General features: G+C 61.2%; 27 protein-coding genes. 8 read left to right on the forward strand and 19 right to left on the reverse strand.

Annotated features, from left to right (window positions below):
* Positions 1-8 precede the first annotated feature (8 nt).
* Positions 9-179: a hypothetical protein gene (locus BVH74_RS18915; RefSeq protein ID WP_218189167.1), complete on the reverse strand. Its 171-nt coding sequence runs from the start codon at positions 177-179 to the stop codon at positions 9-11.
* Between the two features lie 282 nt (positions 180-461).
* On the opposite strand from BVH74_RS18915, the gene BVH74_RS05730 reads away from it, so the two are divergent.
* Together BVH74_RS05730 and BVH74_RS05735 are read left to right on the forward strand one after the other, a co-directional pair.
* On the forward strand, positions 462-761 hold the full coding sequence (locus tag BVH74_RS05730) for a hypothetical protein (protein WP_080049134.1): 300 nt from the start codon (positions 462-464) through the stop codon (positions 759-761).
* A 4-nt stretch (positions 762-765) separates the two neighbouring features.
* Positions 766-2268, forward strand: coding sequence for a hypothetical protein (locus tag BVH74_RS05735; RefSeq protein ID WP_080049135.1), 1503 nt, complete (start codon positions 766-768; stop codon positions 2266-2268).
* Between the two features lie 128 nt (positions 2269-2396).
* Here the strand turns inward: BVH74_RS05735 and BVH74_RS05740 are convergent, their stop codons facing one another.
* Positions 2397-2597: a hypothetical protein gene (locus tag BVH74_RS05740; protein WP_080049136.1), complete on the reverse strand. Its 201-nt coding sequence runs from the start codon at positions 2595-2597 to the stop codon at positions 2397-2399.
* A gap of 17 nt (positions 2598-2614) precedes the next feature.
* Positions 2615-3538 carry a LysR family transcriptional regulator gene (locus BVH74_RS05745; RefSeq protein WP_080049137.1) on the reverse strand — a complete coding sequence of 308 codons (924 nt, stop codon included), beginning with the start codon at positions 3536-3538 and terminating at the stop codon, positions 2615-2617.
* 142 nt (positions 3539-3680) lie between these two features.
* Between BVH74_RS05745 and BVH74_RS05750 the strand changes: the two genes are divergently transcribed.
* Positions 3681-4076: a RidA family protein gene (locus BVH74_RS05750; protein WP_080049138.1), complete on the forward strand. Its 396-nt coding sequence runs from the start codon at positions 3681-3683 to the stop codon at positions 4074-4076.
* Positions 4077-4192: 116 nt separating this feature from the next.
* Positions 4193-5515, forward strand: a complete 1323-nt coding sequence (locus BVH74_RS05755; RefSeq protein WP_177344514.1) for a substrate-binding domain-containing protein — start codon at positions 4193-4195, stop codon at positions 5513-5515.
* A gap of 5 nt (positions 5516-5520) precedes the next feature.
* On the opposite strand, the gene BVH74_RS05760 is transcribed toward BVH74_RS05755, so the two are convergent.
* From BVH74_RS05760 to BVH74_RS05780, 5 genes are all read right to left on the reverse strand, one after another.
* The gene (locus tag BVH74_RS05760; protein ID WP_205890158.1) at positions 5521-6111 is read right to left on the reverse strand and encodes a transglycosylase SLT domain-containing protein; all 591 of its coding nucleotides are present in this window, start codon (positions 6109-6111) and stop codon (positions 5521-5523) included.
* A gap of 274 nt (positions 6112-6385) precedes the next feature.
* Positions 6386-7600 (reverse strand): MFS transporter, encoded by a 1215-nt coding sequence (locus BVH74_RS05765; RefSeq protein ID WP_080049141.1) that lies wholly within the window; start codon positions 7598-7600, stop codon positions 6386-6388.
* A 127-nt stretch (positions 7601-7727) separates the two neighbouring features.
* Positions 7728-10019 (reverse strand): 5-methyltetrahydropteroyltriglutamate--homocysteine S-methyltransferase, encoded by a 2292-nt coding sequence (gene metE / locus BVH74_RS05770; RefSeq protein WP_080049142.1) that lies wholly within the window; start codon positions 10017-10019, stop codon positions 7728-7730.
* Positions 10020-10147: 128 nt separating this feature from the next.
* Complete coding sequence (locus BVH74_RS05775; RefSeq protein ID WP_080049143.1) at positions 10148-10735, reverse strand: glutathione S-transferase family protein; 588 nt, start codon at positions 10733-10735, stop codon at positions 10148-10150.
* On the reverse strand, positions 10735-11160 hold the full coding sequence (locus BVH74_RS05780; RefSeq protein ID WP_080049144.1) for a VOC family protein: 426 nt from the start codon (positions 11158-11160) through the stop codon (positions 10735-10737). Before BVH74_RS05780 ends, BVH74_RS05775 begins: the two co-directional genes overlap by 1 nt.
* Before the next feature lie 115 nt (positions 11161-11275).
* On the opposite strand from BVH74_RS05780, the gene BVH74_RS05785 reads away from it, so the two are divergent.
* From BVH74_RS05785 to gloA, 4 genes are all read left to right on the forward strand, one after another.
* On the forward strand, positions 11276-12190 hold the full coding sequence (locus tag BVH74_RS05785; RefSeq protein ID WP_080049145.1) for a LysR family transcriptional regulator: 915 nt from the start codon (positions 11276-11278) through the stop codon (positions 12188-12190).
* A gap of 30 nt (positions 12191-12220) precedes the next feature.
* Positions 12221-13135 carry an aromatic amino acid DMT transporter YddG gene (yddG, locus tag BVH74_RS05790; protein ID WP_080049146.1) on the forward strand — a complete coding sequence of 305 codons (915 nt, stop codon included), beginning with the start codon at positions 12221-12223 and terminating at the stop codon, positions 13133-13135.
* Positions 13136-13446: 311 nt separating this feature from the next.
* Positions 13447-14307, forward strand: a complete 861-nt coding sequence (locus tag BVH74_RS05795; protein WP_080049147.1) for a crotonase/enoyl-CoA hydratase family protein — start codon at positions 13447-13449, stop codon at positions 14305-14307.
* 191 nt (positions 14308-14498) lie between these two features.
* Entirely contained in the window at positions 14499-15041 is a 543-nt protein-coding gene (gene gloA, locus BVH74_RS05800; RefSeq protein ID WP_080049148.1) for a lactoylglutathione lyase, read from the forward strand.
* Positions 15042-15053: 12 nt separating this feature from the next.
* On the opposite strand, the gene BVH74_RS05805 is transcribed toward gloA, so the two are convergent.
* The 11 genes from BVH74_RS05805 to BVH74_RS05855 all read right to left on the reverse strand — a co-directional run bounded on the left by BVH74_RS05805 (position 15054) and on the right by BVH74_RS05855 (position 23571).
* Positions 15054-15482: an acyl-CoA thioesterase gene (locus tag BVH74_RS05805; protein ID WP_080051638.1), complete on the reverse strand. Its 429-nt coding sequence runs from the start codon at positions 15480-15482 to the stop codon at positions 15054-15056.
* 11 nt (positions 15483-15493) lie between these two features.
* Positions 15494-16654, reverse strand: a complete 1161-nt coding sequence (locus tag BVH74_RS05810; RefSeq protein WP_080049149.1) for an iron-containing alcohol dehydrogenase — start codon at positions 16652-16654, stop codon at positions 15494-15496.
* A gap of 179 nt (positions 16655-16833) precedes the next feature.
* Positions 16834-18057: a radical SAM family heme chaperone HemW gene (gene hemW / locus BVH74_RS05815; protein ID WP_080049150.1), complete on the reverse strand. Its 1224-nt coding sequence runs from the start codon at positions 18055-18057 to the stop codon at positions 16834-16836.
* Positions 17961-18566 (reverse strand): RdgB/HAM1 family non-canonical purine NTP pyrophosphatase, encoded by a 606-nt coding sequence (gene rdgB, locus BVH74_RS05820; protein WP_080049151.1) that lies wholly within the window; start codon positions 18564-18566, stop codon positions 17961-17963. The genes hemW and rdgB overlap by 97 nt, the downstream gene beginning before the upstream one ends.
* Positions 18559-18981 carry a DUF4426 domain-containing protein gene (locus tag BVH74_RS05825; RefSeq protein ID WP_080049152.1) on the reverse strand — a complete coding sequence of 141 codons (423 nt, stop codon included), beginning with the start codon at positions 18979-18981 and terminating at the stop codon, positions 18559-18561. The genes rdgB and BVH74_RS05825 overlap by 8 nt, the downstream gene beginning before the upstream one ends.
* 17 nt (positions 18982-18998) lie before the next feature.
* Positions 18999-19589 (reverse strand): methionine biosynthesis protein MetW, encoded by a 591-nt coding sequence (gene metW / locus BVH74_RS05830; RefSeq protein ID WP_080051639.1) that lies wholly within the window; start codon positions 19587-19589, stop codon positions 18999-19001.
* Positions 19590-19591: 2 nt separating this feature from the next.
* Entirely contained in the window at positions 19592-20734 is a 1143-nt protein-coding gene (gene metX, locus BVH74_RS05835; RefSeq protein WP_080049153.1) for a homoserine O-succinyltransferase MetX, read from the reverse strand.
* Between the two features lie 348 nt (positions 20735-21082).
* Complete coding sequence (locus BVH74_RS05840; RefSeq protein ID WP_080049154.1) at positions 21083-21367, reverse strand: DUF167 family protein; 285 nt, start codon at positions 21365-21367, stop codon at positions 21083-21085.
* Between the two features lie 82 nt (positions 21368-21449).
* Positions 21450-22040 carry a YggT family protein gene (locus BVH74_RS05845; protein WP_080049155.1) on the reverse strand — a complete coding sequence of 197 codons (591 nt, stop codon included), beginning with the start codon at positions 22038-22040 and terminating at the stop codon, positions 21450-21452.
* Positions 22041-22049: 9 nt separating this feature from the next.
* Entirely contained in the window at positions 22050-22865 is an 816-nt protein-coding gene (gene proC / locus BVH74_RS05850) for a pyrroline-5-carboxylate reductase (RefSeq protein WP_080049156.1), read from the reverse strand.
* Positions 22866-22869: 4 nt separating this feature from the next.
* Positions 22870-23571: a YggS family pyridoxal phosphate-dependent enzyme gene (locus BVH74_RS05855; RefSeq protein ID WP_080049157.1), complete on the reverse strand. Its 702-nt coding sequence runs from the start codon at positions 23569-23571 to the stop codon at positions 22870-22872.
* Positions 23572-23602 lie beyond the last annotated feature (31 nt).

Raw genomic sequence — 23602 nt, forward strand, 5'->3', positions numbered from 1 at the left:
CCGCTCGATCAATCGTCGGTCGATTCGAGATGGCGCTGTAACTTTTTTCGGAACTTGAGCTCCAGCATGGCCTCTCCATAGGCTTCCTTGAGGTCACGCAGTTGCGACTCGTATTGCTCGGCAATGTCCTTGGGATTGGCCTTCAGAGCATTCTCCATGCCGGCTTCTGCATCATCCATCCACTTCTCGATCTCTTGCTGGGTGAGATCGTAGTGACGGGCAGCCTACGGAACGGTGGTTTGCCCTCGGTAGATTTGCTTGATCAGCTCCGCTTTGCGTTTGGCTGTCCAGCGCTTGATGTCAGGTTCTTGCGTCATGCTTCACTCCATTTACTGAAGCGACTTTAGCATGTGCAGGTTTTCACTGGGTCATTACATGGCAGCGTTGTAAGATTCGATCCTCTTCCTTCAGATGCTTTGGCGGTATTGTGTGCCTCACGACAAACTAACCGGAGATTTTTCATGGGTCAGAATGTAGTGTTAACACCCGGCCGCCAGATGTACCACTTTGCTCAGCTTCGCGAAGAGGTCGGTGACCTCGGCTTGATCGGATTAATGGCTGAAAGGTTGCTCAACACAGTGCACTGCTCTGCAGCTGCGGCCGTGCGGGCCGCTGCAGATCAGTTTGAGATTCTGGAAAAAATGCAAAATGGGGTTCCCGTATTTTCCGACATGCGGGCAGCAAAGGGACTGGGGCGCATGGGAGACAAGGGTGTAGTTTTGACGATTGACGCCTCAAAAGGCATCGGTCATGAGAGTTAATGACATGAGCAAACCAGAAAAAAAGGGCTCTGCTGATACTCGCTACGAACCGAATGTGTCGATCAGTGCTCTCGACAAAAAAGCTCGCTTTAACGCCGATGACTTCTACAGGCACCTCACCTCAGAATTTGAGGTGACTGAGAAGGGTTATCAGCCATTGAAAGAGTTGATGGCTGCTTATGGCATCGATTCGACTGACATCCTAGGCTCCGATTATCCAGAGGATCCTGACTCGCCCCCGCGCAATGATCTCATGCTGTTCGAAAAGGCCAAGCTTGCGGTTCTCGCAAGGCGGATGTCTGTGCGAAGCAAAAAATGGCGTCCCTATGCTTTGTTCGCAAAGCCATCGATGAGCGCTGTCCTAGGTTCGAAGGCGCCAAGTAGCAAATACCATAAGCAAGAGCGGGATAAGATGCTCCTGTACTACCTCACAGAGTTGAAGAGCGGGATTCCAGCGCCGGCGCAGGGTTCTGCGCAACCTTTGTTGGAAAATAACGATGGCTTTGAGCTAGCGGGCGGACGCTTTGAGCAACGCTCAATGGGGATGACCTACGTCGTCGCAAACTTCTTGGCTGCTCGTCAGCGGGAAGTCGTGGTAAAGAACAACTGGGAAAACGGCTGGAGGGATTCAGAAAACAAGCTTGCGTCCTGGCCGCCGCACGTTCCGCCCGAGTATGGCGCATCTGAAGCGGTAGATATAACGAGAAAAGCGTTTGTCGCCATGCTTGAAGCTGTCCCTCCCGAAGCATCCAAAGACATGGCAAGGGTCCGATTAATTAAGGATCATTTCCTCGACGCAGAATCGTCCCACTGGCGAGAGGCATGTGAGCTTGACAAGAGCCTGTTGGCTGACATTCCTCCCGAGATCAGCAGGTTAGACCTTCGCGTAACTCGCGATCATATTAAGGAAGGCGTCGCCAGCGCCTTAGGCGTTGAGGTTCATGATCTACCTGGGAATCTTGTCCGCCAGGCGGAGTGCCTCGTTCGCCTCTATGGACATAAGCATTGCCCTAATATGACGAATCCAGAGAGACTTAGGTATTTCCGAGAACTCCAAGCTCCACACCAAACAGCGATGGCCGCAGTGTTACTCTTCAGTTTAAAGCGTACGTCCCGGCAGATAGTGCTCAGTCTCCCTGGCGAGACCCACTCCAAGGTCTATGTGCATAAGGCTTTTTTGATGGCGCTCGCAGCTGCAGGGGTTGATCTGAACGAAAGCTTAGAGACTAACGACCAGCAGCTAACATCTGTGGTCGACAACATGGATACCAAGGTACTGACCTACCTGACGTCGCTTTTCTCAATCGTCACCATGGCCGATGATGGTCATCGAAACCACCTCAAAATGGAGTACTTAGCAAGCCATCTCAAGGTCAAAATCGAGCGCAGGGCCCTCTTGGCTGAACTCCCGCAGTTGCTAAAACCTTACAGCTGCCGTTTGGCCTATCAGTTGATGGGAGATTTCATGTCCTGCCTATACGAACACACAAAAAATCCAATGTCCTGATCAGGCTGCCGACTAGAGCAGCTTCTTGGTATCCTCAGCCTAGGGACCGATTGGCCATCTCTCTCGCTGAGGGAGGCCACTGCTACCAAGCATAGGCGCCGCTGCGAGATACCTGAATCCCCCCAACCTCACCGCCTCCTCTTAAGCAACGGCAACACCGCCAGCACCACTAGCACGCCGCCAAGCACCCGCACCAGGCCTATATCGACAGAGCTTCTGCCGGCACCGGTGTAGCCCATCCAGCGAAACCCGGTCTCTGGGTCGGTGGTCAGCATCAGCAGGCCAAGAACGCCCACCATCAACAAAAAGGCATAGGGGATCAGGTGCATGGGTGTGTTTCTCCCTATTAAGTCATCGCATTGGCGACAGGTGCATGTTTGGCAATCAGGTCAGTTACCCAGTCGATGAATACCCGTAGCTTGCGGCTGATATGCCGGTTAGGTGGGTAAGCCACATACAGAGGCATGCTATCGAGGGTCCAGTCGGTGAACAGGGGCAGCAGTTCGCCGCGCTGCTGAAAGGGGCTGGACATGTACTGTGGCAGCCAGAGTACGCCGAGTCCGGCCAGGCCGGCGGCGAGGTAGGCGTTGCCGTCGTCAACGGCCAGTGCATAGCGCCCGTTGATCTGCAGGCTTTCGTTCTGCCTGTGCAGGGCGTAGGGCACCGCCCGGCCGGTTCGCGCCCACAGAAAGCCGACGATCCGATGCTCTGAGTCCTCCAGCTCGTGTGGATGGGCCGGGGTGCCGAAGCGCTCGATGTAGCTTGGTGCGGCGAACACGCCCAGTTCAAGATCACCAACCCGTCGCGCCATCAGCGATTGATCCATCAACTCGCCGCCGCGCACTACGCAATCGACATGTTCATCGATGATGTCCACCACGCGGTCGCTGACGCCCAGGTCAATCTGGATATCCGGGTAGCGGGCATAGAAATCAGGCAATGCCGGGACCAGAATCATGCTGGCCAGCGGGCTGGGTACGTCCACCCGCAGGCGCCCGCTGGGCAGGGCCGATGCGCTGGACAGGCTGGACTCGGCATCTTCCATGTCGGCCAGCAGTCTGATGACCCGCTCGTAGTAGGCTGCGCCATCGGCCGTTACGTTGACCTTGCGGGTGGTGCGATTGAGCAACTTGACCCGCAGGCGCGTTTCCAACTGCTGGATTAGCAGCGATACGGTGGTTTTGCTCATGTGCAGGGTTTCGGCAGCCTTGGTAAAGCTCCCGGCTTCTACCACACGGGCAAACGCCTGCATTGCGTCAAAACGGTCCATTTTCGCCCCGGTTGATCGGTGGATTGTTTGGCATTCACAAACAGTGCTGGTTAGCCTTGCGCGTTTATCGCCCCGGCGCAAGTTTCTAGAGTATCTCCATGGGGCTTTCACGGCCCGCCCAGTCCACATGATGGAGGTAGTTATGTCGCAACGTGATGTTGTTTTCCCGCCTGGTCGCCATGCGCTCTACGAGCGCAACCGTTATTCGCCGGCGGTGCGCTCCAATGGTTTTCTGTTCGTGTCCGGTCAGGTCGGCAGTAAGGAAGATGGCTCGCCGGAACCGGATCTGAAAAATCAGGTGCGCCAGGCTTTCACCAATCTGAACGCGATTCTTGCCGCCGCTGGCGCCAGCTTCGAGGATGTGGTGGATGTGACGGTGTTTATCGTCGATCCGCAGTCGAAATTCGACATCATCTGGCCGGTGGTGCAGGAGTTCTGGGGCGAGCCGCCGCATCCGACGGTGACCGCGGTTGGTGTGACCTGGCTGTATGGGTTTGATTTTGAGATCAAGGTGATCGCCAAGTTGCCGCAGCAGTGAGTTGCAGCCGCTCAAGATAGCGGGGCTGGGCTGTCATGTTGTTGTAATGTGCATGTCATCTTTTTTGCGCATTCTGGCGGCCCACTGCTGACTATCTGATTTCAATGAGGCTGTTGATGCGCTCTGTTTGTCGCCGACTTATGCAATACCTGGGGGTCTCCCTGGCCTTGGTCTCTGGCCCGGTATCTGCCCACGCGCTGGAAATTCATGGCTCCAACACTGTGGGCGCCACCCTGGCACCGATGCTGATGAGCGCCTTTCTCGAGCAACTGACGGGCGAATCCGTCAGCGCCAGCGCTACCGGCGCTGACAACGAGACAGTGCTCAGGACCCGGCATCAGGGTCAGCCGCTCAGTGTGTTGATCGCCGCTCACGGCACCAGCACCGGTTTCGCTGCGATGCGGGCTGGCCGGGCGGATATCTGGGCGGCTTCCCGGCGCATCACCGATACCGAAATCGCCAGCATGGCCGCGCAGGCGGACATGGTCAGCCCTAGTAGTGAGCATGTCATTGCGATTGATGGGCTGGCCATTCTGGTGCATCCCGCCAACCCGGTCAGTCAGTTGGATATCGATACGCTGGCGCGGATTTTTGCCGGCGATATCGGCAACTGGTCTGAGGTCGGCGGGCCGGATCGGGCGATTCAGGTCTATGCCCGCGACAGCCAGTCCGGCACCTGGGACACCTTCAAGGATCTGGTGCTGGCGGGCCGCTACAGCCTGACCGAGAGCGCCCGGCGCTACGAGTCGAATGACCTGTTGTCTGAGGATGTAAGCCGTGACCCGGGTGGCATCGGCTTTGCGGGTTTTGCCTCGGCTGGCAACAGCAAGTTGCTGGCGATTGCCGACGGTGCGGCACCGGCCTTGCAGCCGAGCAAGCTGTCGGTGGCCACGGAAGATTACCCGCTGTCCCGCCGGCTGTATCTCTACACCCCGGAGCTGGCCAGCAAGCCACTGCTCCAGGCCTTTATCGATTTTGCCCAGAGCCAGGCCGGGCAGGATGTCGTGGCCAAATCCGGTTTCTTTTCCCAGACCCCGTTTGCCGTCGATCCGGTGCTGGATGCCAGCGTGCCGGAAACTTTCCGGCGCCTGACGCAGAATTACCAGCGCCTGTCGGTAAATATGCGCTTTGCCGAGGGGCATACCCGGCTCGACAACAAGGCTCACCGCGACTTGCTGCGCATTCGGCAGTATCTGCAAGACACCGGCAAAACCGGTGCCGATCTGATGCTGATTGGTTTTGCTGATCAACAAAGCGGCGAACTGCGCGCGCAGATGATCTCCGAGCTGCGGTCCCAGTCGGTCAGCCGTGCGCTGCGTGACCTGGGTGTGCAGGGCCACGGCCATACCGGCTATGGCCACTACATGCCCGTGGGCGCAACTGGGGGAACCAGCGGCGCCCAGCGCAATGGCCGCGTAGAAGTCTGGGTGCGGCGCTGACGGGCTCAGCGAAACCGACTGCGGCTCAGGTTGCGTTGGCAGCCCTGATATTGCTGGTGGTAGCTGTTGGAGCGGGTATCCACGCGTCGCGCCACGCCCTGCAGCCAGGCTTTGTTGCGGTGGGTGCCGCGCCGGTATCCGCCCCAGCCTTCGTGGTAGTTCAGGTACTGGTGCTGGGCATCCCACTTGGAGATGCGGTTGATGCTGTGGGTTTTGTTGATGTACCAACCCATGAAGTCGATCGAGTCGGCAAAGTTTGTCCGGCTGGCTCGGCGGTTGCCGGTTTCCTGCCGGTAGTCATTCCAGGTTGAGCTAAGGGCCTGCGAGTAGCCCAGTGCGTCGCTGGGGCGGCCGGCGGGAATAAAGCCGAGGATGGTGCGCCGCGGCGGGCGGGCGTTATGCCGGAAGCTGGATTCCTGATACATCATTGCCATGGGCACATGCACGGGCACTCCCCAGGTCTTTTCCATTTGCAGCGCGTGGTAATGCCAGCCGCGCTGGTCGGCAAAGATATGGCAGATGTTCTCTTGGCGGGTGGGTACGGCTTTGCTGGCGCAACCGGCGAGCAGGGCAGCCAGTACCAGCAGGCTGATCAGTTTGCCGGCGGCGGGCCGGCGCGCTGTGGGGGTAAAGCGGGGCATGGCAGGTTCCTTGTTTTGTCGGATGATACCCATGGGGGCTGACAAAACAATCTTTCCTGGCCTCCGGTTTGTATCAGGGTAATTGCGGGAGGCTGCGCAAGCGCTGTCAGGTTGGCGCGGTGGATGGGTAGTTGCTGGGCCAGCCAGCGGCGTGCCCCGGGACCGGATGATGGTCCGGTCGGTCAAGGGATCGCCGCTGGCCACGCCATGACTGAAGGCCAGCTCGCGTTCAGCGCTGTGCTCGGAGGATGTGCTGGTCATACAGCAACACCAGCCCCGCCAGCCCGGCGAATAGTACCCCCACTACGCAGGTCGTGGCCCAGCCGCCGTGGCTCCAGGCCAGTGCCGCTAATGCCGAGCCACTCGCGGCACCGACGAAGTAAGCGGTCATGTACACGGCGTTGACCCGTGCCCGTGCCTGCGGGGCCAGTTGATAAATCACGCTCTGATTGCTGATATGCACCGCCGGTAGGGCTATGTCCAGCAACAAGAGCGCCAGCAGGAACCAGTACAGATTGCCGGCCCCAAGATAGAGCCCCAGCCAGCCGAGTAACAACAGAACCAGTGCGCCAGCGCTGACCCTCTGCCCCCGGCCACGATCTGCCAGGCGCCCTGCCATATTGGCGGTAATGACCCCGGCAATGCCGAGCAACCCAATCAGGCCAATCTGGCTGTCGCTGAGTTGATGAGCCGGCCCTGATAGCAGCAGAGCCATGGTCGAAAACAACACGCTGACCGAGCCAAATACAAGGCCGCCGAGCGCTGCACGGGTGCGCAGTCGAGGGTGGGCGATAAGCAACTGCACCAGCGAACCGAGTGTCGCGGCGTAACTGGCCGGCTGAGCGTTGCGGGCGCGGGGTAACACTACCCACAGCGCACCAGCCAACAACAGCATCAGCACGGCGGTTAAACGATATACGGTACTCCAGCCATCCACTTCCGAGAGCAAGCCGGCAGCGGTGCGTGCCAGCAGAATCCCCGCCAGCAATCCGCTCATGACCAGCCCAACGGCTCGGCCGCTGCGCGCTGGGTCGGAAAGATTCGCCGCCATGGGCACCAGAATCTGGGCGGCAACCGAAAAGAAGCCGGTAACCAGGGTACCTATCAGCAGCATGTTGAAGTTCTGTGCATAGCCGCTGATCAGTAGACCCAGTGCGGCGATCAGCATCAGGCTAACCGCCAGACCGCGCTGCTCAAGCTTGTCGCCCAGCGGTACCAGAAACAGCAGGCCGACGGCGTAAGACACTTGTGACAGGGTCACGGTCAGCGCCGCCAGCCCCTCACTGACGCCAAGAGCCAAAGCGATGGAGTTCAGCAGTGGCTGATTGAAGTAGTTGGCCCCGGCACAGAGTCCGGTGGCCACCGCCATCATCAACAGCACCCCCGTAGTGAGGTACTGACCACTCATGTTCGCGCTGGTGGCGTGATTGCTAGCCTGCGTCATGCGTGCGACTCCTGGGCCGTGGTATGAAAGTCGCGAGCACCTTAATACCTCAACTTAACTTGAGGTCAAGCGTTTGAATGCACAAAACGGAGCACAAGGCTCCGTTTTGTCGATCAGTCAGCCTGACTCAGGCCAGTTCGCTACGCAGTTGCTTGGCGGCTGCGACCATGTTGACCAGTGCTGCTTCGGTTTCCGGCCAGCCACGGGTTTTCAGACCGCAGTCGGGGTTGACCCACAGCCGTTCGGCCGGCACTCGCTGGGCAGCTTTTTTCATCAGCCGGGCCATTTCGGCGCTGCCGGGTACCCGTGGCGAGTGGATGTCGTACACCCCCGGGCCAATCTCGTTGGGGTAGTCGAAGCGCTCGAAGGCCTCCAGCAGTTCCATATCCGAGCGCGAGGTCTCGATGGTGATCACGTCGGCATCCATGGCGGCGATCGATTCGATCACGTCGTTGAACTCGCTGTAGCACATGTGCGTGTGGATCTGGGTTTCGTCACGCACGCCCGAGGCGGTCAGGCGGAACGACTCGGTGGCCCAGTCCAGGTACGCCTGCCATTGCGCCTTGCGCAGCGGCAAGCCTTCACGGAAGGCAGCCTCGTCGATCTGAATGACCTTGATGCCGGCGGCTTCCAGGTCGACCACTTCGTCGCGGATGGCCAGGGCCAGTTGGCGCGCCTGCTGCTCGCGGGGGATGTCGTCACGCGGGAAGGACCACATCAGCATGGTCACCGGGCCGGTCAACATGCCTTTCATCACCTTGTCGGTGCAGCTCTGGGCGTAGCTGATCCAGTCCACGGTCATCGGTTGCGGGCGGCTCAGGTCGCCGTAGATTACCGCCGGTTTGACGCAACGCGAGCCATAGCTCTGTACCCAGCCAAAACGGGTGAAGGCGTAGCCGTCGATCTGCTCGGCAAAGTACTCGACCATGTCGTTACGCTCGGCCTCGCCGTGCACCAGCACGTCCAGGCCCAGTTGCTCCTGCACGCTGACCGCGTGGCGGATTTCGCTGTGCATGGCTTCGGTGTACTCGGCGGCGGAAATCTTGCCGGCCTTGAACGCCTGGCGGGCCAGGCGGATTGCCGGGGTCTGCGGGAAGGAGCCGATGGTGGTCGTGGGGAAGGGCGGCAACTTCAGGCGTGCGCGCTGCAGCTCGATGCGCTGGGCAAAGGGCGACTGACGCTGGCTGTCCTGTGCGCTGATAGCGGCCAGGCGCGCTTGCACGGCCGGCTTGTGGATGCGCGGCGATGCGGCGCGGCTGGCTTGTATGGCGCGGCTCTCGGCCAGGGCTGCTTGCACCTCGGCGGCTTCCGGTTCGCGCAGGGCCTGGGCCAGTACGGCAACTTCACGGCACTTCTGCACGGCAAAGGCCAGCCAGCTCTTCAGTTCGGCGTCGAGCTGGTCTTCACGCGTCAGGTCGACTGGGCTATGCAGCAGCGAGCAACTGGGGGCCACCCACAGGCGCTCGCCAAGCCGTTCTTGCGCTTGTTGCAGCACGTTCAGGGCTTGTTCCAGGTCGGTACGCCAGACGTTGCGGCCGTTGACCACGCCGAGCGACAGCACCTTGTAGGCCGGCAGGCGGTCGAGGATAGTCGGGAACTGCTCCGGGGCGCGTACCAGGTCGATATGCAGGCCGTCCACCGGCAGACCGGCGGCCAGGCCGAGGTTGTCTTCCAGGCCGGCGAAGTAGGTGGCGATCAGCTTCTTGCCCGGTTCTTTCTGCAACAGGTTGTAGGCGCGCTCGAAGGCGTTCTTCCAGTCCTGCGGCAGATCCAGGGCCAGGATCGGCTCGTCGATTTGTACCCATTCGATACCTTGCGCAGCCAGACGCTGGAGGATTTCACCGTAAACCGGCAGCAGGCGCTCGAGCAGGTCGAGGCGGTTGAAGTCGCTACCTTTTTCCTTGCCCAGCCACAGGTAGGTCAGCGGGCCGATCAGTACCGGCTTGAGGTTGTGCCCCAGAGCCTGGCCCTCTTCGACCTCTTCAAACAGCTGTTCCCAGCTCAGGGCGAACTGCTGGTCAGCGGTGAATTCGGGGACCAGGTAGTGGTAGTTGGTATCGAACCACTTGGTCATTTCCTGAGCATGCGCGCCGCCACAGCAACTGTCTTGAGTGACGCCACGGGCCATGCCGAACAGGGTGTCCAGGGTCGGCTTGGTGCCGTGTGCATGGAAGCGTTCAGGGATCACGCCGAAGGTCAGCGAGTGGGTCAGCACCTGGTCGTACCAGGCGAAGTCGCCAACCGGCAGCAGTGCGATGCCGGCGTCTTTCTGGACTTGCCAGTGGGTGGCACGCAGCTCGCGGCCAACGGCGCGCAGGCCGGCTTCATCCAGATCGCCTTTCCAGTAGGCTTCCTGGGCTTTTTTCAGTTCACGGTCGCGGCCAATGCGCGGAAAACCGAGATTGTGGGTCAATGCCATGGGGGTTCCCTCCATCAAAAATCAATGGAGGGATTCTCAAGGCCTGGCGATCACGAAACAAACTCATTTTCTTCGTGATGAACATAAGTTTTGTTCATGTTGCGTAGCGCCGCCTGTTCAGCAACGTTTCAGGGCTTGGGCAGATAGCCGGGCAGGGCTTCCAGACGCTCAAACCAGCGGGCGATATGCGGATACGGCTGCAGGTCTACGCCGCCTTCGGGGGCCAGCACTACGTATGGGTACACCGCGCAGTCGGCAATCGTCGGCCGGCCAAGCGCCAGCCAGTCATGCTCGGCCAGGTGCGAATCGAGTACCGACAGCACGGCTGGCGATTTGTCCAGCGCCGCAGCCTGGTCCAGCGGGTAGCCAAACTTCTGCACCAGACGCGCGGCACACAGGCTGTGCTGCACCTCATTGGCGGCGAATGACAGCCACTGCACAATCTCGGCCTGACCCTGCGGATGCGCCGGCCACCAGGCCAGCCCACCGTAGCTGCCTGCCAGATACACCAGGATGGCCTGTGAGTCGCGCAGGGCCAGCTTGCCGTCTTGCAGCACCGGTACCTGCCCCAGCGGGTTCAGGTCGATCAGCGGCGGTTTTTTATGCGCGCCGTTAGGGATGTCTACTGTGGTTAGCTCCAGATCAATATTGGCCAGCGCCGCAAAGAGCCGCACCTTGTAGCAGTTGCCGGAAGCGTCCAGGTTGTACAGTTTCATTACGCGTGTTCCTCTACCAGTTGATTGAATTCCAGGACATTGCCATCGGGATCGCGGATGAACAGGGCGATTCGCCGGGGGCCAATGTGATGCGGCCCTTCGGTGATGACGATGCCCTGTGCATCCAGCCAGCGTTGCAGCGCTGACAGGTCATCGACAATGAAAGCCGGGTGGGTGATGCCCGGTAGTTTGACCGGCTCATCCAGCAGAACGTTGTGGGCGGCAGGCTGGCGCGCGCCATTGAAGATCAGGTTGATCCGCACGCCGTCCGGGCTAAGCATTTCGTTGGCCTCGAACTGCGGAAAGCTCATGCTCTCCACAAAGCCGAGCGCCTGGTAAAAAGTCATGGCCCGATTCTTGTCGCTGACACGTATTCCGATATGATCGTAAGCCAGTATGCGAGCGGGGCTGTGGTGGTGGCTCATGGTGTAGATACTCCAGGTGACATCAGTCGCTGTAGTGTCCACTCTGGCAGGCCTTTCACCTATGCCGCGCACCTGACATGACCTGTGCAACACATGCACAAATCCAAAGGTGGCTATGGACAGGCTCAAGGCAATGGCCAATTTCGTGCGGATCGTCGACAGCGGCAGCCTGAGTGGCGCCGCCGACGCGACAGGGCAGTCGGTCGCCTCGCTGGTGCGCTCGCTGGCGGCTCTGGAGCGTCATCTCGGAGTACGGCTGCTGAACCGCACCACCCGCAGTATGGCACTGACCCACGAAGGCGAAGAGTACCTGGCCTGGAGTCGCCGGATCCTGGCGGATTTCGACGACATGGAGCAGCGCCTTGATGCGCGCGATGGCAGCGTGCGAGGTCTGCTGCGTATTACCGCCCCGGTGGAGTTCGGGCAGCGCTATCTGGCCCCGCTGGTGAATGACTTTCTCAAGGAGTACGCGCAAATCAGTGTCGAGCTGACATTCAGCGACCAGATACTGCCCCTGCTCGATGAGCGGCTCGATCTGGCGCTACGCATCGGCCACCTGCCGGATTCCAACATGGTCGCCCGCCAGATCGGCGCTACCCGCCTGGTTACCTGCGCCAGCCCGGATTACCTGCGCAGCGCTCCGGCCATCGACACGCCGGAAGCCCTGCGCGAGCACGCCTGCATCACGCTGCTCACCCAAGGTCGCCACTGGCACTACCGTCACAACGGCCAGGACCGCGCAGAAACCATCATCCCCAAACTGGCCTGCAACCAGATCCGCGCCGCCAACCAGGCCTGCGTACAGGGTGTGGGCATTACCCGTTTGATGCATTACCAGGTGGCCGATGAACTGGCTGACGGCCGCCTGGTCCGAGTGCTGAGCGAGTTTGAACCGGCGGATATCCCGATTCAGTTGGTCTATCCGCACGCCTTGCAGCTATCGCCGCGAGTGAGGGCGTTTGTGGAGTGGGTGTGTCCGCGGCTGGAGAGAGTGGTGCCTTGGCCGGATGAGGGGCGTTCTGCCATTTAAATCAAGCAGTTGGGCAGTAAGTAGAGCGGTATGAACAGGCATAACAAGGCAACACTCATCGGGCTTATCGCAATTGTGCTGTGGAGCTCGATAGTCGGCCTGATTCGTGGCGTCAGCGAAAGCCTCGGGGCGGTCGGCGGAGCTGCGATGATCTACAGCGTGGCGTCGGTGATGCTGTTATTCACGGTCGGTTTTCCGAAGCTTGGCCGGTTCCCGCGGCGCTATCTCGTCTGGGGCAGCGTGCTGTTCGTTAGTTACGAGCTGTGCCTGGCCTTGTCGATTGGCTACGCCAACACCAGCCGGCAAGCCATCGAAGTAGGCATGGTCAATTACATGTGGCCGGCTTTCACCATCCTGGCGGCCATCCTGTTTAACAAGCAGCACTCCAGCCTGTTGATCATTCCCGGTTTTCTGCTGGCGATGCTTGGCATCTGCTGGGTGTTGGGTGGTGAGCAGGGGCTGGATTTTGCCGGGATGGTGACGAATATCCAGGACAATCCCCTCAGTTATGGGCTGGCTTTCACGGGGGCGGTGATCTGGGCGGCGTATTGCACGGTGACCACGCGCATTGCCGGTGGGCAGAACGGCATTACCTTGTTTTTCATGCTGACGGCTTTGGCGTTGTGGATCAAATACAGCGCTGGTGGCGGTGGCACGATGGACTTCAGCCTCCATGCGGTGATTTATCTGCTGATGGCTGCCTCGGCGATGGGGTTTGGTTATGCCGCCTGGAACGTTGGCATCTTGCACGGTAACGTCACCATCCTCGCTGGCGCGTCGTATTTCATTCCGGTGCTGTCTGCGGCTTTGGCGGCCATGCTGCTGCGCACACCACTGTCGCTGTCGTTCTGGCAAGGTGCGCTGATGGTCTGCATCGGCTCGATCCTGTGCTGGTTTGCAACCCGTGCCCGGCCAATGAAACAGCTTGTCGATGACGCGGTGTAGTCCGGGAGCAGATGCTCCCGTCTCCCAGGGGCTCCATCCGCCCTACCTATGCCTGGGCATACGCCTGAGTGAGGCAACTGGTGGCTGTGACCCGTGAGTTCTACACTGGCCGACACTAGGGAACCACTGAAAAACTACCTGCGTTGGCAATACTGCGTTAAAAACAGCCTCGATCGCGAGCCCGGTCAAAATGCTCATTTACACCGCGTAAACTGCGCTTTTTCGGCTGTTTTTGCCTTGTCTTGCCTGCCTCGCCTACGTTTTTCAGAGGCTCCCTGGATGAATAATGCTGACCGAATGGAGCTTGCCCTATGTCCTACGAAACCCTCGATTACCAGGTTCAGGATGGCATCCTGACCTTGACCCTGAATCGTCCCGAGCGGATGAATGCCTTCAACGGCCAGATGCGCCGTGATCTGATCGCTGCCTTTGATGCCGCCGATGCCGATGATGCGGTGCGGGTGATTGTGATGACCGGGGCTGGCAAGGCGTTTTGTGCCGGGGCCGACCTGGAGAAGGGTGGTGATACCTTCAACCGCCACAAGCGCCAGGACCAGCCCGAGGGCGATGATCTGCGTGACGGCGGCGGTACGGTGTCGCTGCGGATCTACGAGAGCACCAAGCCGGTGATCGGGGCGTTCAACGGTGCGGCGGTGGGTGTCGGCGTGACCATGACCCTGCCAATGGATATTCGCCTGGCCTCGACCAATGCCAAGTTTGGCTTTGTGTTTGCCCGCCGCGGGATCACCATGGAGGCCTGCTCGAGCTGGTTCCTGCCGCGCCTGGTTGGCCCGATGCAGGCCGCCGAGTGGGTCTATACCGGCCGCGTGTTTGGTGCCGAGGAGGCGCTCAAGGGCGGCCTGGTGCGCAGCCTGCACGAGCCAGATGAGCTGCTGCCGGCGGCCTATGCGTTGGCCCGTGAGATTGCCGACAACACCTCGGGCATGTCGGCGCTGCTGAACCGTCAGTTGTTGTGGCGGATGATGGCGGCCGATCATCCGATGGAGGCCCACATTGTCGATTCGCGGGCGATTGCCTTTATGGGTGAGTCGGCCGATGCCAAGGAGGGAGTGCAGTCGTTCCTGGAGAAACGTGCGCCGCAGTTCAAGCTGAGTCCGAGCAAGGATCGGCCGGGGTTTTATCCGTGGTGGGATGAACGCAAGTTTCGCTGACCGGGGCTGGCTGTGGATTGCCACGGGCCTGCGGCCCTCGCAATGACGGTCAAAACCACCACCAACTTCACACCACCCCCGTCATTGCGAGGGCTATAGGCCCGTGGCAATCCAGGGGTGCAGGTGGTTGCGCTTTGGTGGGGCGGTGGTAGTCTGCCGCTTTATCTGACTGAGCCGAAACAGGAGTCATCATGAGCCGCCATTTCGAAGCCGCCCCGGGCCTGTGCGAGAACCGTGACCCGGGTACCGAGGGTTTTGTGTTCAACCAGACCATGCTGCGGATCAAGTCGCCGGAGCGCACGCTGGATTTCTATACCCGGATCATGGGTATGACTCTGGTGAAGAAGCTGGATTTCCCGGAGATGAAGTTCAGCCTGTTCTTCCTGGCTGCGATCGACAGCCACGAGCTGGGCAACTGGTCGACTGATCCCAAGGAGCGCCTGGTGCAGACCTTTGGCCGCCCGGCGATGCTGGAGCTGACCCACAACTGGGGTACCGAGGACGATCCGGAGTTTGCCTACCACAACGGCAACGAAGAGCCGCGTGGGTTTGGCCACATTGGCTTTGCGGTGCCGGATCTGGATGCGGCCTGTGCGCGTTTCGAGTCCTTGGGCGTGAGCTTCGTCAAGCGCCCGCAAGACGGCAAGATGAAGGATATCGCCTTCATCAAGGATCCGGACGGTTACTGGATTGAGCTGTTCACACCCGGTCGGCTGCCGGGCGTGCTGGGCTAAGTCAGCGCGGCTTCACACCTGCAAGCGCGCCAGCGCTGCCCGCGGCCCGGCTGGGATCGGGCAGGGCTGGTTGCTGGCGCGGTCGACGAAGACGTGGACAAAGCGTCCGGCAGCACAGGCTTCGGCCTGCCCTTCCTTGAAAATCCCCAACTCGTATTGCACTGAACTGTTGCCCAGTTTGGCGACCCGCACGCCCACGGCGATCCGCTCGGGAAAGGCGATGGGGGCGAAGTAGTCGCACCCGGAGCTGACCACGAAGGCGACCTGCTCGCCGTGGTGAATATCTAGCCCGCCCTGTTCGATCAGCCAGCTGTTCACCGCACTGTCAAAGTAGCTGTAGTAGGTGACGTTGTTGACGTGACCATAGATGTCGTTGTCGTGCCAGCGGGTGGTGATCGGGTGCAGGTAGGGGTAGTCGTGGCGCTGGGGTTTGCTGTTCATGTTCATGCTCTTCAATAGGCCTGCCGGTAGATGGCCAGGGCGTCGGCCTCGCTGACTTCACGCGGGTTGTTGATCAGCAGGCGCTGCTGCAGCATGGCATCGCGAGCCAGCATCTCCAGGCTGGACTCGGGCACGCCGGCATCACGCAGACGGCTGGGCAGGTTGCAGCGTGGGCTGAGTTCGCTCAGGGCGTTGACCAGTTGTCCGGTCAGGCTGGCAGCGCTGCCGGGCTTGAGATCGGACACCAGCAGTGGTGCCAGTTCGGCGTACAGGTTCTGGGCGGCTGGGGCGTTGAAGGCGATCACGCTGGGCAGGACCAGGGCGTTGGACAGGCCATGAGGAATATGGAAATGCCCGCCCAGCGGATAGGCCAGGGCATGGACCGCCGCGACCGGCGCGTTGGCGAAGGCCTGGCCGGCGAGCAGGGCGCCGAGCAACATGGCCTGGCGTGCTTCGCGGTTGCTGCCGTTGTGGACGGCCTCGTCGAGGTTGGCGGCCAGCAGGCGCAGGGCTTCGCGGGCGAGCATGTCCGACAGCGGGTTCTTTTTCAGTTTGCTGGTGTAGGCCTCAATGGCGTGGACCATGGCGTCGATGCCGGTGGCGGCGGTGACTGCCGGTGGCAGGCCCAGGGTCAGTTCGGCGTCGAGCACCGCTAGGTCGGGCAGCAGAATCGGTGAAACCACACCCATCTTGGTGGTTTCTCCGGTGGTGATGATGGCGATCTGAGTGACTTCCGAGCCGGTGCCGGCGGTGGTCGGGACCTGAATCAGCGGCAGACGCTGGCCTTTGGCGTTGCCGACCCCGTAGATATCGGCCAGTTGCTGCTGGCAGTCGGGGTGAGCCAGCAGGGCGATCAGCTTGGCCACGTCCATCGAGCTGCCGCCACCAAAGCCGATGATCAGCTCGGCGCGCAGTGCCTTGGCCTGTGTGACGGCGGCCAGTACCACGGCTTCCGGCGGATCGGCGATCACCTGATCGAAGACTTCAACGCTCAGCCCGGCCTGGGCGAAGCCGGGCAGTACGCCATTGAGCAGGCCGTGCTGGGTAATGCCTGGGTCGGTGACGATCAGAATCCGCTGGGCATTACGTTCACGGCACAGATCGGCCAAACGGCTGGCCGAGCCGGATTCGCAGAGAATCTGGGCGGTGGTGGCAAAGCTGAACGGTGTCATGGGGCCCTCGGCTGCACTGAGACATTTGGCACAACTGTATGAGGCCTGCGCCATGGCTGCAAGGGTTACAGCCCATGCTGGATGTTGTGAATGGCGGGCTATGTAACGGTCAGGGCCGCTGGATTGCCGTATCTGTGGATTGCCGTGCTCGCAATGACGATGGTGGGGCGTGGGATGGCTCAGAGAAACCGTTGCAGCAGGTCGTTGAGGAACAGTCGGCCGCGTTCGGTGGTGTGCAGTTGTTGTTGCCAGGGTTGCAGCAGGCCGCGAATCACGGCGTCGTCGAGCTGGTTGGCGATGCTGTCCAGCGTCTGGCCGGTGCGTTCGCTGTACCAGGCGCTGGGTACGCCGTCGACCAGGCGCAGGGCGTTCATCAGAAAGTCGAAGGGCAGCTCGTCGGGCTCGAGCAGTCGGTGCCCGGCGCGGAAGCTTTTGTCCGGATTGAGGTAGTCCTTGGGCAGGCGGGTTTTCCAGTAGCGTTCGATCCGCCCGTCAGGGTGGGTCTGCTTGCCGTGGGCGCCGGCGCCGATGCCAATAAAGTCGCCATACTGCCAGTAATTGAGGTTGTGCCGGGCGCGGCGCTGGGCGCGGGCGTAGGCGGAGACCTCGTACTGGGCGTAGCCGTGTTCGGCCAGCCGGGCCTGGCCGGCTTCCTGGATGTCCCAGAGGATGTCGTCCTCCGGCAGCTGCGGCGGCTGGCTGTAGAACACGGTGTTGGGTTCCAGGGTCAACTGGTACCAGGACAGGTGTTCAGGGCCGAGGGCGATGGCCTGGTCGATGTCGGCCAGGGCCTGCTCCAGGCTCTGATCGGGCAGGCCGTGCATCAGGTCCAGGTTGAGATTGTCGAACCCGGCCCGGCGGGCCATGTCGACTGCGGCCAGGGCTTCACGGTGATCATGAATCCGGCCCAGCGCCTTGAGGTGTTCGGGGTTGAAGCTCTGAATGCCGATCGACAGGCGATTGATCCCGGCGCTGCGATAGCCAGCGAACTTGGCCTGCTCGAAGGTGCCGGGGTTGGCTTCCAGGGTGATTTCTATGTCACTGGCAAACCGCAACCGGGCGCTCATTGCGTTGAGTAGTCGCTCCAGGCTGGCAGCCGAGAACAGGCTGGGGGTGCCGCCGCCGAAGAAGATCGACACCAGTTCACGGCCTTGAACGGCTTCCAGTTCCTGATCCAGATCGTCGATCAGTGCGTCGATGTATTCGGCTTCCGGCAGGCTGGCGCCGGCGGCATGCGAGTTGAAGTCGCAATAGGGACATTTGCGTACGCACCAGGGAATGTGTACGTACGCCGCCAGCGGCGGCGTCACGCCAGCCCCAGCCGCTGGCGCAGCAGAACCATGGCCCGGGCCCGGTGGCTGAGCCGGTTTTTCTGCTCGGCCGGCAGTTCGGCGCTGCTGCATTCGGTTTCCGGCACCCAGAACAACGGGTCGTAACCAAAGCCCTGATCACCCCGCGGGGCGTGCAGGATGCGTCCGCGCCAGTGGCCTTCGCAGAGAATCGGCAGCGGATCGTCGGCATGCCGGACCAGCGCCAGGGCGCAGATGAACTGGGCGCCACGCTGTTCATCGGGCAGGCCGTCGAGGGCGGCCAGCAGCTTGCTGTTGTTGGCGGCATCACCGGCGCCATCGGCATAGCGGGCCGAGTAGATGCCCGGTGCGCCGCCCAGGGCGTCGACCGCCAGCCCGGAGTCGTCGGCCAGCGCCGGCAGACCGGAGGCGCGGGCGGCGTGGCGGGCCTTGAGAATGGCGTTTTCGACGAAGCTCAGGCCGGTCTCATCGGCTTCCTGATCGGTGAACTGCTTCTGCGGCAGCACTTCTATCTGGCTGCCGAGCATGGCCTGCAGTTCTTTCAGCTTGCCGGCGTTGTTGCTGGCCAGAACCAGTCGGGTCAGGGGCAGTACATCAGTCATCGGGATGGAAATCCTGCTGGAAGCGCACGCTATGCACCGGGGAGTTGTCGTCGGCCTGCACCTGGACTTCAAAGCGCAACAGGCCGCGCTGGGCGGCGGTGTAGTTGGCAACGAAGTAGACCGCGTCGCCTTCCTGGATGCGGATGAAGTTCAGCGGGGTGATCTGCTGAATCAGGTTGGTCACGGTGCCGCTGATCCGCGCGTCGACCGGCTCGCCATTGCGCTGCACGGCGATGTTGACCACCCCGTGGGTGCGGCCGCGAACCAGCCCGGCACTGCGTGCAATCTCTGGCTGCAGGAAGCTGCTGTTGAAGGTGTTGTGGTAGACCGTCAGGTCACCGACCTGCTGGCTCTGGGCCCAGCTCAGGGATGAGAGGCTCAGTAAAAAAGCGCAGATGAGGGTGCGTAATATCATGGCCACATACTCCTTGCTTAACGGGTAACCCGGTAGATCGCGACTTCACCCAACAGGTTTGGCCACAGTCCGCTGAACCAGCGGCTTTGGTGGGTCTGGTCGACGACCAGACGATCAAGCACCTTGATCGAGCGCTGACGGCACAGGTCTTCGAAGTCCTTGAAGGTGCAGAAGTGAATGTTGGGTGTGTTATACCAAGTGTAGGGCATGAACTCGGAAACCGGCATGCGTCCCTTGAGTCCCAGGTACAGGCGGCAGCGCCAGTGGGCGAAGTTGGGGAAGGTCAGGATCGCCTCGCGGCCGATACGCAGCATGTCTTCCAGCACCCGGTCGGGGTAGTGCACGGCCTGCAGGGCCTGGGTCATGACCACGCTGTCGAAGCTGTTGTCAGCGAAATTGTCCAGGCTCTTGTCCATGTTCTGTTCGATCACGCTGACGCCCTGGCGCACGCAGTGGGCGATCTTGTCCGGATCGATTTCCAGGCCATAACCCTGGACCTGCTTGTGCTGGTTCAGGTAATGCAGCAGTTCGCCGTCACCACAGCCCAGGTCGAGTACCCGGCTGGCCGGCTTGATCCATTGCTGGATAATTTCCAGGTCGGCGCGCAGGCTCATGGGCTCACCTCGATACGGTTCATGTAGCTGCTGAAAGCGTCGATGTAGCGTGGAATCGGCAGCAGGAAGGCGTCATGACCCTGAGCTGCTTCGATTTCCAGATAGCTGACCGGTTTGCGCGCGGCCAGCAGGGCGTCGACGATCTCCCGCGAGCGGGCCGGGGAAAAGCGCCAGTCGGTGGTGAACGACATGATCAGACACTGGGCCTGCAGTTGCTCGAAGGTTTTCGCCAGGTTGCCAGCGTGGGCTGCGGCCGGGTCGAAGTAGTCCAGCGCCTTGGTCATCAGCAAGTAGGTGTTGGCGTCAAAGCGTCCGGAAAACTCCTGACCCTGATAGCGCAGATAGCTCTCGACTTGAAATTCAACGCTGTTGAAGTCGTAGTTGAGCTGGTCGTTGCGCAGTTCACGACCGAATTTCTCACCCATCGAGTCGTCCGACAGGTAGGTGATATGACCGACCATGCGCGCCAGCATCAGGCCGCGCTTGGGAATCACCCCAAAGGCGGCGTAATCGCCGTTGTGAAAGTCCGGGTCGGTGATGATCGCCTGGCGCGCTACTTCATTGAAGGCGATGTTCTGGGCCGACAGTTTGGGCGCAGTGGCGATCGCCACGCAGTGGCGCAGCCGCTCGGGATAGCTGATCGCCCACTGCAACGCCTGCATGCCGCCAAGACTGCCGCCGACCACGGCGGCCCACTGGCCAATGCCCAGCACATCGGCCAGGCGAGCCTGACTGTTGACCCAGTCTTCCACGGTCATGACCGGAAAGCTGGCACCGTAGGCCTTGCCGGTAGCTGGGTCGATGCTGGATGGTCCGGTCGAGCCGTGACAACCGCCCAGGTTGTTGAGACTGACGACGAAGAAGCGGTTGGTGTCAATGGCTTTGCCCGGACCAATGCAGGCATCCCACCAGCCGGGCTTGCGCTCTTCGATGCTGTGATAGCCGGCAGCATGGTGATGGCCCGACAGCGCGTGGCAGATCAGCACAGCGTTGTCACCGGCGCTGTTCAGGCTGCCGTAGGTTTCATATACCAGTTCGTACTGCGCCAGCGCCTTGCCGCAAGCCAGCGGCAGGGGCTCGGTGAAGGCCTGGCGCTGGGGCGTCACCAGGCCAACGGAGTCGGCGGGAAATCTGGACATCGGGAACCTGTTCCTGTGTGAGTTGCTCGCTGAGAGTGGCAGGCGACCAACGGTAGAGGCGCCAGTCTAAAGAGGGTGACTGGCGGACGCAATATTAGCCGTGGCTGATCGCAAGGGAGCCTCTGGAAAACGTAGGCGACGACTGCATGGATGCAGGAGTTAGGGCGAAGCAGGAGCCAGAGCCGAGGCAGGCAAGGCAAGGCAAAAACAGCCGAAAAAGCGCAGTTTACGTAGTGTAAATGAGCATTTGATTCGCTTCGCTCACCCCTTCGGGGCCGCACTGAAGTGCGTTCAACCTTACGGTTGTGAGGCTGTTTTTAACGCAGTATTGCCAACGCAGGTAGTTTTTCAGAGGTTCCCAAGCTCTGCGGGCAACTGCTGCGGGGCTATGATCAATACCCGTTTCTGGCGGCTTTGCTGGCCGCTGAGCAGGCTGACCTGTTGCCGGGGTACGGCGAAGGCCTGGGCCAGAAACTCGATCAGCATGGCGTTGGCCTTGCCGTCCACTGGCGGGGCGCTGATGCGGATCTTCAGCCGTTCGCCATGCAACCCGGCAAACCCTGGCTGTTTGGCTCCGGGTTGCAGGTGGCAGTCGAGAATCAGGTCGTTGTCGCGCCAGTGGTAGAACGGCATGGCTCAGTTCCTGTGTGCTGCGCTACCGTCATTGCGAGGGCCGTGGGTCTGTGGCTCGCAATGACGGTGGGGCGACAGCGTCTTACAAGGCCAGGGTCAGTCCGCGTGGCATGCCGGTAGCGATTGCCAGGTTGGTGACCACCAGCATATCGACCAGACGCAGGGCGATGAAGCCGAAGATTGGTGACAGGTCCAGGCCGCCAAGCGAAGGGATGATCTTGCGGATTGGTGCCAGGATCGGCTCGCAGATCTGATGCACCAGAATTACCGCCGGGTTGTGGCTGCCCTGGGCGACCCAGGACAGGATCACGCTGGCGATCAGGGCGAAGAAGAAGATCTTGATGAACAGTGCCGTTACGCCCACCAGCGACCAGACCAGCATCTGCAGTACGCCGGGCAGGGCAGCGCCCATCAGCTTGATGATCAGGCCGATCAGCACCAGTTGTACCAGCACGGCCAGTACCAGCGAGGCGAAGTCGATGCCGGCAAAGCCGGGGATGGCCTTGCGCATCGGGGTCAGCAGCGGGGCGGTGGCGCGGACGATGAATTGTGACAGCGGATTGTAGAAATCGGCACGCACCAGTTGCAGGATGAAGCGCAGCAGTACGACCAGCAGGTAGAGGCTGCCGAGGGTCTGGACCAGATAGACGGCGGCCATGTTCAGTCCGTTCATGAAAGCTCCTTAGGCGAGTTCTTTGGACAGTTCGTCGGCGCGTCGGGCGCAGGCTTGCATGGCCCGTTCGACCATGGCCGGCAGACCGTCGGCGGCAAAGCTGTTGATGGCCTGTTCGGTGGTGCCACCCGGCGAGGTGACCCGGCGGCGCAGTTCGGCCACATCGACATCGCTGTGCACGGCCATGTCGGCGGCGCCCAGGGCGGTGAACAGGGTCAGGCGTTCGGCGGTTTCGCGTGGCAGGCCAAGCTGCTGGCCGGCGGCGATCATCGCTTCCATCAGATAGAAGAAATAGGCCGGGCCACTGCCGGATACCGCGGTGACGGCATCGATCTGGCTTTCCTGCTCCAGCCACAGGCTGATGCCCACGGCGTTGAGGATATCTTCGGTCTGTTGCTTTTGCGTGTCACTGACCAGAGCATTGGCGTACAGGCCGCTGACCCCCTGGCGGCGCAGTGACGGGGTGTTGGGCATGCAGCGTACCAGCGGACCGTCGCCCAGCCATTCGGCCAGACTGGCGCAACTGATGCCGGCGGCAATCGAGATCACCAGTTGGCCGGGCTTGCGTTCGGCCGGCAGGGCACGGCAGACCTGCTGCATGACCTGCGGCTTGACCGCCAGCACCAGCACATCACACTCGCGGGCCAGCTCGGCGTTGTCGGTGGTGGCGCGGATGCCGAACTGGCGGGCCAGCTTGTCGCACTGCTCGGCGGTGCGGTCGCTGGCCATGATCCGGGCTGGCTTGAAGTTCTGCTGCAGCATGCCGCCGATCAGGCTGGTGGCCATGTTACCGGCGCCGATGAATCCGATGGTCGGAGCGCTCATGGAGTTATCCTTGCACGTGAGGTGAATGGGAGTAGTCGCGGGCCCCGAACAGGGCCGTGCCAATCCGGACCTGGGTCGCCCCCTCCTGAACCGCTTCGGTCAGGTCGTCGGTCATGCCCATCGACAGGGTATCCAGGGGCAGCGGTAGCGCTTGCAGCGCCTGGCGCAGAGCCTGTAGCGGGGCACGCCGGGCGGCACTGTCCTCGGCTGGTGCCGGAATCGCCATCAGCCCGCGCAGACGCAGGTTGGGCAGCTCGGCAACGGCGGCGGCCAGAGCCGGCAAGTCGGCCAGCGCGACGCCGGACTTGCTGTCCTCGCCACTGATATTGACCTGCAGGCAGATATTCAGCGGGCCAAGCTCTGTGGGGCGTTGCTCGGACAGGCGTTTGGCGATCTTCAGCCGGTCGACGCTGTGTACCCAGTCGAAGTGCTCGGCAATGGCGCGGGTCTTGTTCGACTGGATCGGGCCGATGAAGTGCCAGGTCAGTGGCAGGTCGGCCAGCGCCTCGATCTTGTCCAGAGCTTCCTGCAGATAGTTCTCGCCTACGTCGTGAATGCCGGCGGCCCAGGCCTCGCGAATGTCGCCGGCCGGGCGGGTCTTGCTGACCGCGATCAGGGTCACCCCGGCCGGGTCGCGCTCGACACTTTTTGCCGCACGGTGAATGCGTTCACGTACGTTTGCAATATTCTTTGCTATCGTGGACATTACGGACGTTTATTACCTGCCAAATCAGAAA

The sequence above is a fragment of the Halopseudomonas phragmitis genome, assembly GCF_002056295.1.
Lineage (GTDB): Bacteria > Pseudomonadota > Gammaproteobacteria > Pseudomonadales > Pseudomonadaceae > Halopseudomonas > Halopseudomonas phragmitis.